Origin of the sequence: Gordonia sp. L191 (assembly GCF_030077625.1) — a bacterium.
Classification (GTDB): Bacteria; Actinomycetota; Actinomycetes; order Mycobacteriales; family Mycobacteriaceae; genus Gordonia; species Gordonia polyisoprenivorans_A.
Window position 1 is genome coordinate 4107522 of sequence record NZ_CP125996.1, and the last position, 14627, is coordinate 4122148.

Here is a 14627-nt window from a genome sequence, read left to right on the forward strand (position 1 = left end):
ACCCCTCTCGGGCGCGCCGGGTCCGTACCGTGGAGTCATGTCCACACCCACGCAATCGCCGACCGCGAACCCCGACGACACCACCAGCAGTCGCAGCACCGCGGAACCGACGGAGGTCGACGTCCCCGGCCGCGAGGGATCGACCGAACTCGATGAGGCGACCCGAGAGTTGCTCGTCGAGGGCCTGCGACGCACGCTCGACGGCCGCTGGCGGGCCACCCGCGACAGCGTGCGCGAGCGCGCCAACCGCTCCGACCTGCTACCCGACCCGTCCCGCACACTCGACGAGGCCCGCGCCCGCGTGCTCGAGGAGATGCGCGACCTGTCGTCGCAGGGATTCGCGGCGGCCGGTTTCGCGAGCGATCACGGCGGCACCGGTGACGTGGGCGCGTCGATCACCGCCATCGAGATGCTCGGCTACGCCGATCTGTCACTGATGGTGAAGGCCGGCGTGCAGTGGGGTCTGTTCGGCGGGGCCGTGGAGAACCTGGGCACCAAGCGCCACCACGACAAGTACGTCTCCGACATCATCAGCCTCGATCTGCTCGGCTGCTTCGCGATGACCGAGACCGGCCACGGCTCGAATGTGCAGGCGTTGGAGACGACGGCCACCTACGACCCGCAGACGCAGGAGTTCGTCATCGACTCCCCGACCCCGTCGGCACGCAAGGACTACATCGGCGGTGCCGCACAGCACGCGCGGGTGGCCGCGGTCTTCGCCCAGCTGATCACCGCCGGGGCGGGCCAGGAGCCGGAAAGCCATGGGGTGCACTGCTTTGTGGTGCCGATCCGCGACGACAACGGCGACGACCTACCGGGTGTGACGACCAGCGACTGCGGCTACAAGGGCGGCCTCGCCGGCGTCGACAACGGACGAATCCTGTTCGACCACGTCCGGATTCCGGCGGAGAACCTCCTCAATCGCTACGCCGACGTCGACGCCGACGGCACCTACCGCTCCCCCATCGAGAACCCTAATCGGCGGTTCTTCACCATGCTCGGCACCCTGATCCGGGGTCGGGTCTCGGTGGCGGCGACCGCAGGCGCAGCCGGACGCAAGGCACTGGCGCTCGCCACGAAGTACGGGACGGTCCGCAAACAGTTCGAGGCACCCGGCGCCGACGACGAGATCACCGTGCTCGACTATCTGGGCCATCAGCGAAAACTGTTGCCGCTCATCGCGAAATCCTATGCCATCACGTGCACCCAGAACGAGCTCGTCGCCGAGCTGCATGAAGTGCAGTCGGCCGCACCCGACGATTCCGACGCCGGACGACAGCGCCAGCTCGAGAGCTCGGCGGCCGGGTTGAAGGCCTACGGCACCTGGCACGCGTCGCACGCGATCAACGTCAGCCGCGAAGCCTGCGGCGGCGCAGGCTATCTCGATGAGAACCAGCTCTCGATCATGCGCGGTGACATCGACGTGTTCACCACCTTCGAGGGTGACAACACGGTCCTCACCCAGCTGGTCGCCAAGGAACTGCTCTCCGCCTACGCCGACGACGTGCAGGGCCTCTCGGCCGGCGGGTGGGTACGATTCATCGCCGGGATGGCGCGCGACGTCGTCGTCGAGAAAACCGCTGCGCGCCAGGTGATCCAAACCCTGCTGGAAAGCTCCGACGAGGACACCGAGAAGTCGACGCTGACCGATCGCGGCACGCAGATCCGCTTGTTCCGCAACCGCGAGGATCATCTCGTCCGCACCTGCGCACAGCGGCTACGACGGGCCACCGACGACGACAACGACGCCTTCGAGGTGTTCAACAACGCCCAGGATCACCTGTTGAAGGTCGGGCGGGTACACACCGAACGCGTGGTACTCGAATCGTTCATCGATAGTGCCCCGTGGAGTGGTGGACTTCGGATACGCGTGGACTCACGCGTAGTGATCAACGAGTCAGGTGAATGCTAGGCGTTTTGGTGGGATTGTTCCAGTGCTGTCGCGGCGGCGTGTTGCTTGGTGGTGAGGACATTCTTGAGTTCGACCATCGACACGTCCGACAGGTAGCGGCGGGTGACTTGCCATTCGTCGTGGGCCTCGATCACCACCGCGGTCGCTAACCGCAGAAACGCCGCCGAGTTGGGGAAGATTTCCACAACATCAGCCCGGCGCTTGATCTCCTTATTGAGACGCTCGATCGGATTGTTCGACCAAATCTTCTGCCAGTGCGCCTTGGGAAACGCACTGAACGCCAACACATCCGGCTTGGCTTCCTGCATCATCGCCGCCACCTTCGGAAACGACGCCTTCAGGGTGTCGGCCACCTGGTCCCACTGAGCGGCGATGGCCTCGGGTTCGGTATGCGCGAAGATCGTCTTGACCGCCGCGGTCACCACCGGCGCCTGTTTCGCCGAGACCGCCCCGTGCAGGTTGCGCATGAAATGCACCCGGCACCGCTGCCACGAAGCGTTCGTGAATTGTTGTGCTGCAGCAGCTTTCAAACCAGCATGGGCATCGGAGATCACCAACGCCACTCCCGACAGGCCACGCGCTTTCAACGAAGCGAAGAACTCCCGCCAAAACTCGTAGGACTCCGAATCACCGACGGCGGTACCGAGCACCTCCCGGGAACCGTCCATCGACACCCCGGTGGCCACCACCAGTGCCTGAGAGACCACGTGCGCCCCCACCCGGACCTTGCAGTAGGTCGCATCAGCGAACACGTACGGAAATGTCGTATGAGACAGGGAGCGTTCCCGGAACCGCTTGATCTCCACATCGAGGTCGCCACAGATACGGGAGACTTCGGATTTGGAGATCCCGGTGTCCACCCCGAGGGCTTTGACCAGGTCATCGACGTTGCGGGTGGATACCCCGTGCACGTAGGCCTCCATGATCACCGCATGCAGGGCCTTGTCGATGCGGCGGCGGCGTTCGAGCAGCACCGGGAAGAACGATCCCGCCCGCAGTTTGGGGATCTTCACCGACACATCACCGGCCGGGGTCGACACCGTCTTGGAGCGGTGGCCGTTGCGGTGGGTGGAGCGTTCCGCGGAACGCTCATAGCGGCCGGCGCCGATCTTCTCGCATGCCTCAGCCTCGATCAGAGCTTGCAGGCCGGCGCGCGCAAGTTCGGCGAACACCGCGCCGGAATCGGCGGAGGTGAGTGCATCAAGCTGGGCGAGCAGGGCAGAATGGTCGTGGGTCATCGCGTATCTGTGTCCTTCTGTGAGTCACTTTGGTCGGTAACTCATTGACCAGTACGCGATGGCCCACCCCAACCCTGTACGACACGCCGCAACAGGGCGTCCTGCCGTGGCTGACGTCAGGCCCGAAACCCCACCACTCCAGGGGACTCACCCCGTTCATCGAGGCGATCAACGACTGCGACTCGAAGGCAGCCGCCGAACTACTCGGCAAGGTCTGCGATCTGTTCGTGTACTCGGCGCTCGAGGACGACCTGGCGTGGTTCCTCATGCACCGACACGTGTCGGTGGAGCGCGCCAAGGCGATCCGGCGCGGCGTCAACGAACTGTGTCTCGAATTGCGGCCCTACGCAGATATTCTCGTCGATGCCTTCGGCATTCCGGAGAACCTCCTGGTGGCGCCGATGATCGAGAACGGGTAGTCGTGATGTCCCGGGACGTTGGTCGGTCGGGTGATGTTCGGCTGGTATGACGTGTGCGCCACGGCGGGGTGATCAGCCGGGGTGATCAGTCCGTGCCGGAGGCCCGCGGTGGCAGGCCGAGCGCGACCGCGGTGTGGGCTTCGGTGAGCTCACGCCGGAACCTTTGCACGTCCCGCGCCCACGCCTGGGCGAGCGAACCGTCGGCGAGTTTGAGTCCGATCCCGCGCCGACGACGAGGGACGCCGTGGAGTTCGCCCAGGGCGCGAGCGCTCTCCCAGTCCTTGGCGTCGGGGCCGTTGTTCTCGGGGTAGATGGTATCGATCTCGTCGAGTGCGATGATCCGAACACCTTGTCGCAGAGTCAGTTCGGTGAGTTCAACGGACACATGCCTACGAGCGGCGATCACCTGCACGACCGAGAAGCCGATGATGATCAACCCGAAGATGATCAGCACCGGCCAGTGCACCTGCCCGGGGCCGCTGATCTCCATCGCGAGGACCGCTCCGATCAGCACCGGCCCGATGGCCACCACCCACCAGCTCCCACCCGGCTCGGAGAAGAGCACCTCGCCACGATCCTCGGGGATGGGATGGGGGTCGGGGGTGGGATGGGGGTCGGGGGTGGGGTTCTCGGTGTCGGGATTCTCGGGGTCGGCGGGCTCGGGGTCGGCGGGCTCGGTGTCGGGGGTCGACTCGATGGCATCGGCCTCGGTGTCCGGCAGGTCGGGCTCGGCGGGGTCGTCGTCGGGCACAGGCGGGCGATCGGTCACCGCCCCGACCGTCCACGCTTCTTGCCCGCAGGCTTTGACGTCGGAGTTTTCTTCGCCTGCCCCTCCTTGGTGTCCACCGGGTCCTTGCCGGTGAACCAGGCGTCGCCTTCGGGTCGGTAGGCCAGCAGGGAGCCGAACAGGCCGATGACCGCAACCAACAGCGCGAACGCGAGCAACGGCACCAGGAAACTCAGGATGAGCAGCATGATGACCGCCACGAGAGTCAGCGCGGCGAGCGAGGAGCGCCAGCGTTCGTCACCGGTGTAAGCCTTGGTGCCGATGAACGCCTCGGCGGCGCCGATCGCCGCGATCAGGACGCCGATGCCGACCGGCAGCAGCGTCGGACCGGTCACGATGACCGCCAGCACGGCGTAGACGACGCCCAGGGTCACCAACAGCGCACCGGCCAGCAGCCAGCAGCGATACGCCCAAACAACGACGCGAGGGCGTTGGGCGGGATCAGGTTTCGTCACGGTGGCGCTGTCCTTTGTCGAGCGAGACGGTGTCGTCGGGGTGGCTGTCGGTGTTGCGGTGGTTGTCGGATGTGTTGTCGGGCGTATCGACGTCGCGCTGGGCGGAGTCGGGCGGCGAGGGGTTCGGGGTCGAGGGATTCGGCGGGTAGCCGGTCGACGGCGGGTACGGGCCCGGCGTCGGATAACCCGGAGGCGGATATCCCTGAGAGGGCGGATAGCCCTGCGTCGGTGGATAGCCCTGCTGGGGGTAGCCCGGTTGGGGTGGATAACCAGGCGTCGGTGGGTACGGACCGAACCCCGGCACCGGTGGATACGGCGTACCGACCATCCGGGGTGCACGGCGGTACTGCGCCATCTTCTTGCAGTAGGTGTCGGACTCGCGGCGCAGCAACAGCACCACAGCACCCAGGGCGGCCACGCCACCGATCACGTTGGGGATCATCGCCCAGCGCGGCGCAACATCGCCGAACAGGGAGAAAAACGTGCTGATCACCAGGTACAGGCTGATCGCACCGAGGATGAAGCGCGCCCAGTTGTAGCCCTTGCGGGTGAGGATCAGCAGCGCCACCGCGACGCCGATCTCGACGATCGTGGTGACCACGACCAGGCCGACGATCACGCCGCCCGAGGTGATCATGTCGTACTCGGCGGAACCCGGGGTGTAGCTCTGCTTCGCGACCTGGTGATACATGTCGCGGGTGGTCCCGAAGGTGGCGATGACGGTGACGACGTGTGCGACGATCACCACGAGCCACAGCTCGGAGGCGATCACGATCGACTCGACGAGCTTCGGTTTCGCACCCTCCGGGGAGTCGGGCTGCGGCCCGGTGCCGTGGCCCGGGTCGATGGATGCTGACATGGGTACCAGGGTAATGAACCCGGTGCCGACAGCGCCCTTCCTCCCGCCGACAGCGCCCTCCTCCTCGTCGACAGCGCCCTCCCTCCCGCCGACGGCGCTCCCGCTGACGCCGACAGCGCCCGACGCGCTCCGACCACGTCAGTAGGCTCCCCGAGCATGGAGGGCGGCGGCGATCTCCCTGATGATCCCCATCGGGTCTCGGAGCCGAACCTTGTCGATGTAGATCATGATCCATCCGGCCGCCTCCAGCATCCTGCGGCGCCGTTCTCCGTACGCCACCTGGTCCGGCGTCGAATGGAACTCCTCGCCGTCGTACTCGATACCGATCTTGAGTTCCTCATAACCCAGGTCGATTCGCGCGTAGACAATCCCATCGGCGTCGGACACCTCGATCTGGATGTCGGGAGTGGGTAGCTGCCCGCGGACGGCGATCAGAAAGAGCCAGGCCTCGGGCGGGGACTCGAATGCCGGATTGATGTACGGCAACATTTCCCGAAGCTGACAGACACCACGTCGTCCGGGCCGGTCGTCGACGTATCGACCCAGCTCGGCAACAGAGAAGTCGGTTGCACGGGCCAGGGCACAGAGATATCCCAACGCGCGCCAGTCGGGAGCAACGCGCCCGATGTCGAATGCGGTTCGCACCGGCGAGGTCACGAGCACCCCGTCGACGTCGACGATGTCGTCGTCGGTGAGGTCGGTCCGGGTGATCTGCGTGAGGCCGGTCCCACGGTTGCATCCCGTGGGATGACGGATCAGTTCGATGGCGAAATCTGCTTCATACCAACGACTTCCATGCAGAATCGTGGCGGCCGTCGCACTGACGATCGGCTGACCGCCGGTGTTGGCGACAACCGCAGCGATCCGCTGCGTCGCTGTGAGAAATGTGTCGCGCGGAACCAGTGCGTCGCCGTGCAGTCGCCGCAGGCCGACGTCGAGTTCGTCGGCTGTCAGCCCGGAGCGTGTCAGCGCCTTCTGTATTCGTTTGTCCGAGGTGCCCGGTGTCGTGAGTCTTCGTCGCATAGGGGTTCGACGCACCGCACGGGCAAATAGGTCCATCGCATGGCCGATTTGTGGAAGAACTTCAGCGCGGTGGACAGGAACGCGGGCGCTGTCGACGAGGAGAAGAGCGCTGTCAGCGTTGAGACGGGCGCCGTCGACGAGGAGAAGAGCGCCGTCGGCGGGGAGGAGAGCGCCGTCGGCGTTGAGACGGGCGCTGTCGGCGGGAAGAAGAGCGCTGTCGGCGGGAGGGAGAGCGCGCTCAGCCCAACCGCGCGGCGACCTCCGCGGCCCAATAGGTCAGGATGATCTTGGCGCCCGCACGTCGGATCGAGGTGAGGGACTCCAGAATCGCGGTATCGCGGTCGATCCAGCCGCGTTCGGCGGCGGCGGTGATCATCGAGTACTCGCCCGAGATCTGGTAGGCGGCAACGGGAACGTCGGACATCTCGGCCACGTCGCGGACGATGTCGAGGTAGCTCATCGCCGGCTTCACCATGACGATGTCGGCGCCCTCGTCGAGGTCGAGTCGCACCTCGCGCAACGCCTCGATCCGGTTGGCACCGTCCTGCTGATAGGTTCGCCGATCACCTTGCAGTGACGACCCGACCGCCTCACGGAACGGCCCGTAGAACGCCGACGCGTACTTGGCGGCGTAGGCGAGAATGCCGGTGTCGGTGAAGCCCTGCGCGTCGAGCGCCTCACGGATGGCTGCGACCTGACCGTCCATCATCCCGCTCGGCCCGAGCAGATGAGCACCGGATCGCGCCTGTGCCAACGACATCGACACATACCGGTCGAGCGTGGCGTCGTTGTCGACGCGACCCGCCCCGTCGAGCACGCCGCAGTGGCCGTGGTCGGTGAACTCGTCGAGACAAGTGTCGGCCATCAGCACGGTGCGATCACCGAGGTCTGACCTCAGATCCGACAGTGCGCGGTTGAGCACACCGTCGGGGTCGTCGGCGCCCGAGCCGACGGCATCCTTGTCGTCGGCCGCGGGCACCCCAAACAGCATCAGCCCGCCGACGCCGGCGCGCACGGCCTCGTCGGCCGCCTTGCGCAACGAGTCCAGGGTGTGTTGGACCACGCCCGGCATGGACGTGATCTCGCGCGGCGCGTCAATGCCGTCGGCGACGAACATCGGCAGCACGAGATCACTTGGGGCCAGCGTGGTCTCGGCGACGAGACGACGCATGGCCGCACTGGTGCGCAGTCGGCGGGGACGGATCACCGGGGCCATCGTCACCCTCCTAGGACCGCGACCGCCGCGACTTCTTGCGCGGCGGGGGCAACGCCCCCTCGGCCCGCAGTCGGGCGGCATGCTCGGCGAGCGCGTCGACGAGTTCCGGGATGGACGCGTTCTCCGGCTGCACGTCGACGCGAAGCCCGAATTCGGTTGCCGTTTCCGCGGTCTTGGGACCGATGCACGCAACGATGGTGCGCGCGTGCGGCTTTCCGGCAATCCCGACGAGATTGCGGACCGTCGAGCTCGAGGTGAAGCAGACCGCGTCGAAACCACCGGTCTTGATCATCTCGCGGGTCTCGGCGGGCGGCGGGGCCGCGCGCACGGTGCGGTAGGCGGTGACGTCGTCGATCTCCCAGCCACGCTCACGCAGCCCCTCCGAGAGGGTCTCGGTGGCGATGTCGGCCCGCGGCAACAGGATTCGGTCCACCGGATCGAACACGTCGTCATACGGCGGGAAGTCCTCGAGCAGACCCAGTGAGGACTGCTCCCCCGACGGCACGAGTTCGGGGTTGATCCCGAAGGCCCGCACCCGCTCGGCCGTGGCCTCTCCGACGCAGGCGATCTTGACCCCGGAGAACGCTCGCGCGTCGAGTCCGAACTCGGCGAACTTCTCCCAGACCGCGCGCACCGCGTTGGTGGAGGTGAACACCACCCACTGGTAGCGTCCGTCCACCAAACCCTTGACAGCCCTTTCCATCTGGGCCGGGCTGCGCGGCGGCTCGACCGCGATGGTCGGTACTTCCTTGGGGATCGCGCCGTGTCCGACGAGGCGTTCGCTCATGTCGGCGGCCTGGTCCTTGGTGCGTGGCACCAGCACCGTCCAGCCGTAGAGCGCGCGCGACTCCCACCAGGAGAGCTTGCCGCGCTGGCTGACGACCTTGCCGACGGTGAGGATCAACGGACCGGTCAGCGCATTGCCCTGCTCGTTGAGCGTGGCAAGCGTCGCCTCGATGGTCCGCTGCGCGCAGGTGGTGCCGTTGATGGTGATCGCGACCGGTGTCTGCGGGGCCAGCCCGTGCTCGGTGAGCGCGCTGGCGGTCTCGGCGAGATGCCCGGACGTGGCGTGCAGCACCAACGGCCCCGGCGACGCGGCCAGCGCCGCCCAGTCGACGCCCTCGGCGCGGACGTCGGCGACGGTGTGGCTGGAACCGAGCGGCATGCCGGCATAGCTGGGCACCACCGACGCGGCGGGCAGACCCGGCAACACCTCGAAGGTGACCGACGTACGCGCCACGGCGTGAACCTCGGTGAGTACCGAGTCGGTGGTCAGCGGGTCCCCGGAGACCACGCGCACCACGTCGTCGCCGGCCTTGGCGGCCGCGACGAGGGTCTTGGCGACCTCGCCGGGATCGCCGAGCGCCGGGCGTACCACCTGGTCGGCATCGGTATCGGCGTGGTCGGCCTCGCCGTGATGGTCGGCGGCCGACTCGGAGTCGGCAAGTTTGGCCTCGGCGGGCTTGGCCTCGGTCGCGGCGATGTCGGTGACACCGTCGGCGACCGCATCGGAACCGGGCTTGTCGGCGCCCGATTTCTCGGTGCCCGACTTTTCCGCGCCCGGCTTTTCCGCACCGGCTTTGTCAGCGGTCTGTTTGGCCGGTTTCCGCCGGTCGTCGGCGGGCTCCTCGCGGTGCGCGGCACCGATCATGGCGACCACCGCGGCCGGTACGTCGGGGTCGACGTAGGCAGTGGTCGCGGAGGTGATGACGCTCCGTGCCCGGACGGTCAGCAGGTCCGGGTCCCCGGGGCCCGATCCCACGAAAAAGATCCGCCCCGGATTGGCCTTCTTGGTCGTACGGCTCATGCGTTCGCACTCTCCTGCCCTCATCCGCTGAGAGCTGTGTGTTCCTCACCGGAACTAGGGAGAGTCGACGAGCTCGCCCGCTCCCAGTTCCAGCAGTTCGGCCGCGAGATCCCTGCCCAGTTGGTCGGCACGATCCACCGGACCCACCACCGAAGCGCGGATCACATCGGATCCGTCCTCGGCCGCCACCGCCGCCCGTAGCGACAGTTCGACGAAGATGCGCCCGTCGTCATCGAGCGACTCGACCACCTCGGCGATCGCCCCGACCGGAGCGGTGCACCCGGCTTCCAGCGCCGCGAGCACCGCGCGTTCGGCGTCGACCGACGCACGGGTGGACTCGTCGTCCAACTCGGCGAGAGTTCTCACCAGTTGGGCATCGTCGGAGCGACACTCGACGGCCAGCGCCCCCTGCGCCGGTGCCGGCAACAGGACCACCGGGTCGAACGCCTCGGTGACCTCATCGGCCCTTCCGATTCGAACGAGTCCGGCACGCGCGACGACGACCGCATCGAGTTCGCCGCTGGCGACTTTGCCCAACCGAGAATCAAGGTTGCCTCGTAGGGGGCGGATTTCCAAACCGAGACCCAATGCTTTAAGCTGTGCCGCCCGCCGCGGGGCCGAGGTACCGATCGTCGATCCCGGCGGCAGCTCCCCGAGTACCTGCCCACCCTTGCTGACCAGGGCATCTCGCGGATCCTCGCGCGGCGGGACGGCCGCGATGACCAGCCCCGGATCGGGTGCCGTGGGCAGATCCTTGTAAGAGTGCACGGCGACGTCGATACGCCCGTCGTGCAGGGCGTTGCGCAACGCGGTGGTGAACACGCCGACACCGATCTCGGCGACCGGGGCCGCCGACGCGTCACCCGCGGTCTTGATGATCACCGATTCGGCCGGATGCCCGGCCGCGATGAGGGCGTCGATGATCGTCTGGGTCTGGGTGCGGGCCAGCAACGACCCCCGGGTGCCGACGCGAATGACGGCCCGGTTCTGCGAATCGCTCAACGTTCTCCCTGGTCGGGGGTGGAATCGAGACCGGTGTGACGTGCATCCCCAGCTTGGCCCGGATTCCCGGTCTGGCCCGAGTTCCCTGCTTGGCCCAGCCCGGTCTCGGGGGCACTGACGGCCTCGGCCGAGCCCGGCTTGAGCTCGAACAGCTCACGCAGCGCCTCGGCGTAGTGATCGCCACCGGGCGTCGAGGCGAGTTGCTTGACCCGCACCGTCGGCGCGTGCAGCAGCTTGTCGACGACCCGGCGCACCGCCTTGGCGACCTCGTCGCGCTGCGGATCGTCGAGCCCGGGGAGTTTGGTCTCCAGGCGCAGGATCTCGGCCTCCACCACGTCGGCGGCCCGCTGCCGCAGCGCCGCGACGGTCGGGGTGACCTCGGCCTGGCGCTGTGCGGTGAGGTAGTCGGCGAGTTCGCCGGCGACGATCGACCGGGCGGCGAGGGTGTCGTCCTCGGCGGCCTTGGCCTCGGCGTGCCCGCGGAGTCCGGCGATGTCGACGACGTGCACGCCGGGCAGACGCGCGGCGGCCGGATCGACGTTGCGCGGCAGTCCCAGATCGCAGATGACCAGCGGGTTGTCGGCGTCGGCTCCGCGCGCGGCGAGGGCCGAATGCACGTCACCGACCCCGATCACCGAACCGACCGAACCGGTGCACGCTACGACGACGTCGGCCTCGGCCATCACCGCGGGCAGGTCGTCGAACCCGACGCCGTCCACATCGATGCCGTGGTGAGCGGTGACATTGCCGGCCAGGTGCTCGGCATTGGCCACGGTGCGGTTCACCACGGTCAGGTGGGTGACGCCCTCACGGGCGAGTTGCGCGGTCGCGAGTCCGCCCATCGCCCCGGCGCCGACGACGACCGCCGAGGTCATGGGGCTGTTGAGCAACGACTGGGCACGGTGCAGGGCCACCGACACCACCGACGCACCGGCCCGGTCGATACCGGTCTCGGTGTGCACGCGCTTGCCCACCCGCAGCGCCTGCTGGGCCAGTTCGTGCAGGACGCGGCCGGTGCTGCGGTTGGCGTCGGCATCGAGGTAGGCGTTACGGATCTGGCCGAGGATCTGCTGTTCGCCGACGACGAGCGAGTCGAGACCGGCCGCGACGGTGAACAGGTGCTCGACGGCGGCCTCGGAGTAGCGGACGTAGGCGTGGCGGGTGAGGTCGTTGACGCTCATGCCCGAGTGGTCGCCGATGACCTTGCCGACGGCCTCGAGCGCGGGGTGGAAGGCGTCGACGACGGCGTAGATCTCGACGCGGTTGCAGGTGGAGACGAGCATCGCCTCGGAGATGGCCAGCGAACCGAGCAGTTCGTCGACGAGTTTGGGCCGGTCGTGGTCGGAGACCGCGATCCGCTCGAGCACCTCCACGGGTGCGCTCCGATGCGAAACACCGAACAACAAGACACTCACGCCGTCACCGTTTTCATATCCCCTACCGGTCCGCCACTGCGCGCAACTGATCGGCGTTGCGCGCGCCGAGGGGGCCGCGCGACGCCGTGAAGGCCAATACCTGCAATTCCAAGGCTAGATCAACCTGACGGACGACGACATCGGAGTCGACGACGAGACCGACCGGCGTCACGTTGAGAAGCTGTCGCACGCCGACCGCGGAAAACGCGTCAGCGACGCGTTGTGCATGCTCATCGGCGGTGGCGACCACGCCGATGTCGACCGATCCGAGCGACGGATCGGCGCACACGGTCTCGATGTCGTCGAGCGCGGCCACCACCGGCGTGTCGGCGGTCAGGCGCCGACCGATGGTGTCGGGATCGTCGTCGAACAACGCGGCGACGACGAAGCCGCGTCCGACACCGGTGTGGGCGAGCAGCGCGCGGCCGAGACGGCCGGCGCCGGCCAGGACGACCGTGGCGATGGTGTCGGTGTGCAGCGCGATGGAGATGCGGGCGGTGAGCTTGCCGACGTCGTATCCGACGCCACGCACCCCGTTGGCCCCGACATAGGACAGATCCTTACGGAGGATCGCCGGATTCACACCCGCAGCGGTGGCCAGCTGGCCACTGGAGGCGACGAGAACGCCGCGCCGGGAAAAGGACCGCAGAACGTAGAGATAACTCGCGAGACGGGCGACGGTGGGGTCGGGGATGTCACCGGACTCCGAACTGACGCTCACTGCCGCACACCCACTCCCACACACCCGGGCGGGCGGCCGTCGTCGCCCGCGTCGATGCCGATCAGCGTATACCCGGGTCACGTCGCGGCCGGGCACGACCCCGCTGATCTCCCCGCCCGCGCCGAGATCAGCGTCGGGCGAGATCGGCACGCAGCCGGGGCTCGTCGACCTCCCAATACCCGTGTTCCTCCCCGTCGAGCAGGATCACCGGCAGCCGATCGCCGAACTCGGCACGCAACTCGACATCGCCGTCCGCCGCGGCGGCATCGACGTCGACGATCTCGAGATCGGCCCCCTCCTCCGCGCAGATCCGCGCCAGATCGTCGGCGGCGCGCGCACACGCCGCACACCCGTCGCGGCTGAGCAGGGTGATCGTCATGATGGGCTCCTTCCGACACCGGCCCCCGGCAGGGACGACATACCTCTCATCATCGACCCCACGGGTCGAGGACCACCAGTCTGCCGTCGTGGCGCCGCGGCCCCCCGCTAGGCTGTACCCGTCGAGCCCGAACCGCCCGTACGGGCCGTCGCGGAGGTGTGAACTGTGGGTGTGACCGCTGACGGTGACACGAATTCAACCGGGGACACGAATTCAACCGGGGACACGAATTCCAGCCGGGACACGAACCCCACCGGGCTGCCCGGTGCCGACACGAGTCCCGCGGAGCCGTCCGGCGACGATTGGGAGGCCTACGCCGACCTCGTCGACGGTGGTGTACACGCCGAGGACGATGATCACGGCGACGATCCCGACGACCACGACGCCGACGACGAAAGCCATCGGGTCACCGCGTGGCTCACCGAACGTGCCAGTGCCGCCGGTGGCCGCTTCCGGCAGACCGCACAGGAGTTGCGGCAGTCACTCGCCGGTGAGGCCAGCGCGAAGGCCGCCGTCGACTCACTGCGCGCACGCCCACCGGCCGACGACAGCCCGGAGGCACCCCGCGATCTCACCGCCGCCGCATTCTTCGACGTGGACAACACGCTGGTGCAGGGCGCCTCGATCGTGCATTTCGCGCGCGGCCTGGCCGCCCGAAAGTACTTCTCCTACAGTGACATCGTCGATTTCGCGTGGACCCAGGCGAAGTTCAGGATCACCGGCAAGGAGAACGCCAACGACGTCGCCGAGGGGCGCGAGAAGGCGTTGAGCTTCATCGCCGGACGCCCCACCTCCGAGCTCGTCGAGCTCGGCGAGGAGATCTACGACGAGTACATCGCCGACAAGATCTGGCCGGGCACAAAGGCTTTGGCGCAACGCCACCTCGACGCCGGTCAGCAGGTGTGGCTGGTGACGGCCACCCCTGTCGAGCTCGCCCAGACCATCGCCACCCGACTCGGACTGACCGGCGCGCTCGGCACCGTCGCCGAGAGCCACAACGGGGTGTTCACCGGACGCCTCGTCGGCGACATCCTGCACGGCCCCGGCAAGGCGCATGCGGTGCGCGCGTTGGCCATTCGCGAGGGATTGAACCTCAAGCGGTGTACCGCCTACTCCGACTCTCACAACGACGTCCCGATGCTGTCGCTGGTCGGCACCGCGGTCGCCATCAACCCCGACGCCGATCTGCGTGACGTCGCCAAGGTCCGCGGCTGGGAGATGTACGACTTCCGCACCGCCCGCAAGGCCGCGAAGTACGGCGCCGGAACGGCATTGGCCCTCGGCGCGGCGGGCGGCGGGGTGGCCGCGGCCACCCGGCTGTGGCGGCGGCGCTGAACCCACGGGCCACTCGACCTCCGACCACCCACGGCCCCGACCCGTGGCGGCCAGAGTGC

Annotated in this window: 14 protein-coding genes and 1 pseudogene; 4 read left to right on the top strand and 11 right to left on the bottom strand. The window is 67.8% G+C overall.

The window, feature by feature from the left end; all coding sequences use genetic code 11:
* Positions 1 to 37: 37 nt before the first annotated feature.
* On the top strand, positions 38 to 1912 hold the full coding sequence (locus QNM97_RS18550) for an acyl-CoA dehydrogenase family protein (protein ID WP_283819766.1): 1875 nt from the start codon (positions 38 to 40) through the stop codon (positions 1910 to 1912).
* Here QNM97_RS18550 and QNM97_RS18555 read toward each other — a convergent pair.
* Positions 1909 to 3150, bottom strand: a complete 1242-nt coding sequence (locus QNM97_RS18555; RefSeq protein ID WP_283819767.1) for an IS256 family transposase — start codon at positions 3148 to 3150, stop codon at positions 1909 to 1911. The two genes, QNM97_RS18550 and QNM97_RS18555, sit on opposite strands and share 4 nt — an antisense overlap.
* A gap of 146 nt (positions 3151 to 3296) precedes the next feature.
* Here QNM97_RS18555 and QNM97_RS18560 point away from each other — a divergent pair.
* Positions 3297 to 3569: pseudogene (locus QNM97_RS18560) on the top strand (acyl-CoA dehydrogenase); the annotation flags it as partial.
* Positions 3570 to 3654: 85 nt separating this feature from the next.
* On the opposite strand, the gene mce1N reads toward QNM97_RS18560, so the two are convergent.
* The 4 genes from mce1N to QNM97_RS18580 all read right to left on the bottom strand — a co-directional run bounded on the left by mce1N (position 3655) and on the right by QNM97_RS18580 (position 6693).
* Positions 3655 to 4338, bottom strand: a complete 684-nt coding sequence (mce1N, locus tag QNM97_RS18565) for a transport-regulating membrane protein Mce1N (protein WP_283819768.1) — start codon at positions 4336 to 4338, stop codon at positions 3655 to 3657.
* Complete coding sequence (locus QNM97_RS18570) at positions 4335 to 4811, bottom strand: DMT family transporter (protein WP_283819769.1); 477 nt, start codon at positions 4809 to 4811, stop codon at positions 4335 to 4337. The genes mce1N and QNM97_RS18570 overlap by 4 nt, the downstream gene beginning before the upstream one ends.
* Positions 4798 to 5670, bottom strand: a complete 873-nt coding sequence (locus QNM97_RS18575; RefSeq protein ID WP_283819770.1) for a hypothetical protein — start codon at positions 5668 to 5670, stop codon at positions 4798 to 4800. The genes QNM97_RS18570 and QNM97_RS18575 overlap by 14 nt, the downstream gene beginning before the upstream one ends.
* A 138-nt stretch (positions 5671 to 5808) precedes the next feature.
* On the bottom strand, positions 5809 to 6693 hold the full coding sequence (locus QNM97_RS18580) for a type IV toxin-antitoxin system AbiEi family antitoxin (RefSeq protein ID WP_283819771.1): 885 nt from the start codon (positions 6691 to 6693) through the stop codon (positions 5809 to 5811).
* A 39-nt stretch (positions 6694 to 6732) separates the two neighbouring features.
* Between QNM97_RS18580 and QNM97_RS18585 the strand changes: the two genes are divergently transcribed.
* Positions 6733 to 6978, top strand: coding sequence for a hypothetical protein (locus QNM97_RS18585; RefSeq protein WP_283819772.1), 246 nt, complete (start codon positions 6733 to 6735; stop codon positions 6976 to 6978).
* On the opposite strand, the gene hemB is transcribed toward QNM97_RS18585, so the two are convergent.
* The 6 genes from hemB to QNM97_RS18615 all read right to left on the bottom strand — a co-directional run bounded on the left by hemB (position 6932) and on the right by QNM97_RS18615 (position 13233).
* Positions 6932 to 7909, bottom strand: coding sequence for a porphobilinogen synthase (gene hemB, locus QNM97_RS18590; protein ID WP_283819773.1), 978 nt, complete (start codon positions 7907 to 7909; stop codon positions 6932 to 6934). The genes QNM97_RS18585 and hemB overlap by 47 nt on opposite strands.
* A 10-nt stretch (positions 7910 to 7919) precedes the next feature.
* Positions 7920 to 9716: a bifunctional uroporphyrinogen-III C-methyltransferase/uroporphyrinogen-III synthase gene (locus QNM97_RS18595; RefSeq protein WP_283819774.1), complete on the bottom strand. Its 1797-nt coding sequence runs from the start codon at positions 9714 to 9716 to the stop codon at positions 7920 to 7922.
* A 54-nt stretch (positions 9717 to 9770) separates the two neighbouring features.
* Positions 9771 to 10718, bottom strand: a complete 948-nt coding sequence (gene hemC, locus QNM97_RS18600; protein WP_283819775.1) for a hydroxymethylbilane synthase — start codon at positions 10716 to 10718, stop codon at positions 9771 to 9773.
* The gene (locus tag QNM97_RS18605) at positions 10715 to 12133 is read right to left on the bottom strand and encodes a glutamyl-tRNA reductase (RefSeq protein WP_283819776.1); all 1419 of its coding nucleotides are present in this window, start codon (positions 12131 to 12133) and stop codon (positions 10715 to 10717) included. Before QNM97_RS18605 ends, hemC begins: the two co-directional genes overlap by 4 nt.
* 22 nt (positions 12134 to 12155) lie before the next feature.
* Entirely contained in the window at positions 12156 to 12854 is a 699-nt protein-coding gene (locus tag QNM97_RS18610; protein ID WP_208794432.1) for a redox-sensing transcriptional repressor Rex, read from the bottom strand.
* 127 nt (positions 12855 to 12981) lie between these two features.
* A complete protein-coding gene (locus tag QNM97_RS18615; RefSeq protein ID WP_283819777.1) occupies positions 12982 to 13233 on the bottom strand; it encodes a glutaredoxin family protein in 252 nt (83 codons plus the stop codon).
* A gap of 165 nt (positions 13234 to 13398) precedes the next feature.
* Between QNM97_RS18615 and QNM97_RS18620 the strand changes: the two genes are divergently transcribed.
* Positions 13399 to 14568, top strand: coding sequence for an HAD family hydrolase (locus QNM97_RS18620; RefSeq protein WP_283819778.1), 1170 nt, complete (start codon positions 13399 to 13401; stop codon positions 14566 to 14568).
* Positions 14569 to 14627: the final 59 nt, after the last annotated feature.

What these genes read in the sequence shown, in the direction of transcription:
- hemB (WP_283819773.1), bottom strand. Translation starts at nt 7,909, where the DNA reads ATGGCCCCGGTGATCCGTCCCCGCCGACTGCGCACCAGTGCGGCCATG.
- QNM97_RS18555 (WP_283819767.1), bottom strand. Translation starts at nt 3,150, where the DNA reads ATGACCCACGACCATTCTGCCCTGCTCGCCCAGCTTGATGCACTCACC.
- QNM97_RS18575 (WP_283819770.1), bottom strand. Translation starts at nt 5,670, where the DNA reads ATGTCAGCATCCATCGACCCGGGCCACGGCACCGGGCCGCAGCCCGAC.
- QNM97_RS18585 (WP_283819772.1), top strand. Translation starts at nt 6,733, where the DNA reads ATGGCCGATTTGTGGAAGAACTTCAGCGCGGTGGACAGGAACGCGGGC.
- QNM97_RS18580 (WP_283819771.1), bottom strand. Translation starts at nt 6,693, where the DNA reads ATGCGACGAAGACTCACGACACCGGGCACCTCGGACAAACGAATACAG.
- QNM97_RS18595 (WP_283819774.1), bottom strand. Translation starts at nt 9,716, where the DNA reads ATGAGCCGTACGACCAAGAAGGCCAATCCGGGGCGGATCTTTTTCGTG.
- QNM97_RS18615 (WP_283819777.1), bottom strand. Translation starts at nt 13,233, where the DNA reads ATGACGATCACCCTGCTCAGCCGCGACGGGTGTGCGGCGTGTGCGCGC.
- QNM97_RS18550 (WP_283819766.1), top strand. Translation starts at nt 38, where the DNA reads ATGTCCACACCCACGCAATCGCCGACCGCGAACCCCGACGACACCACC.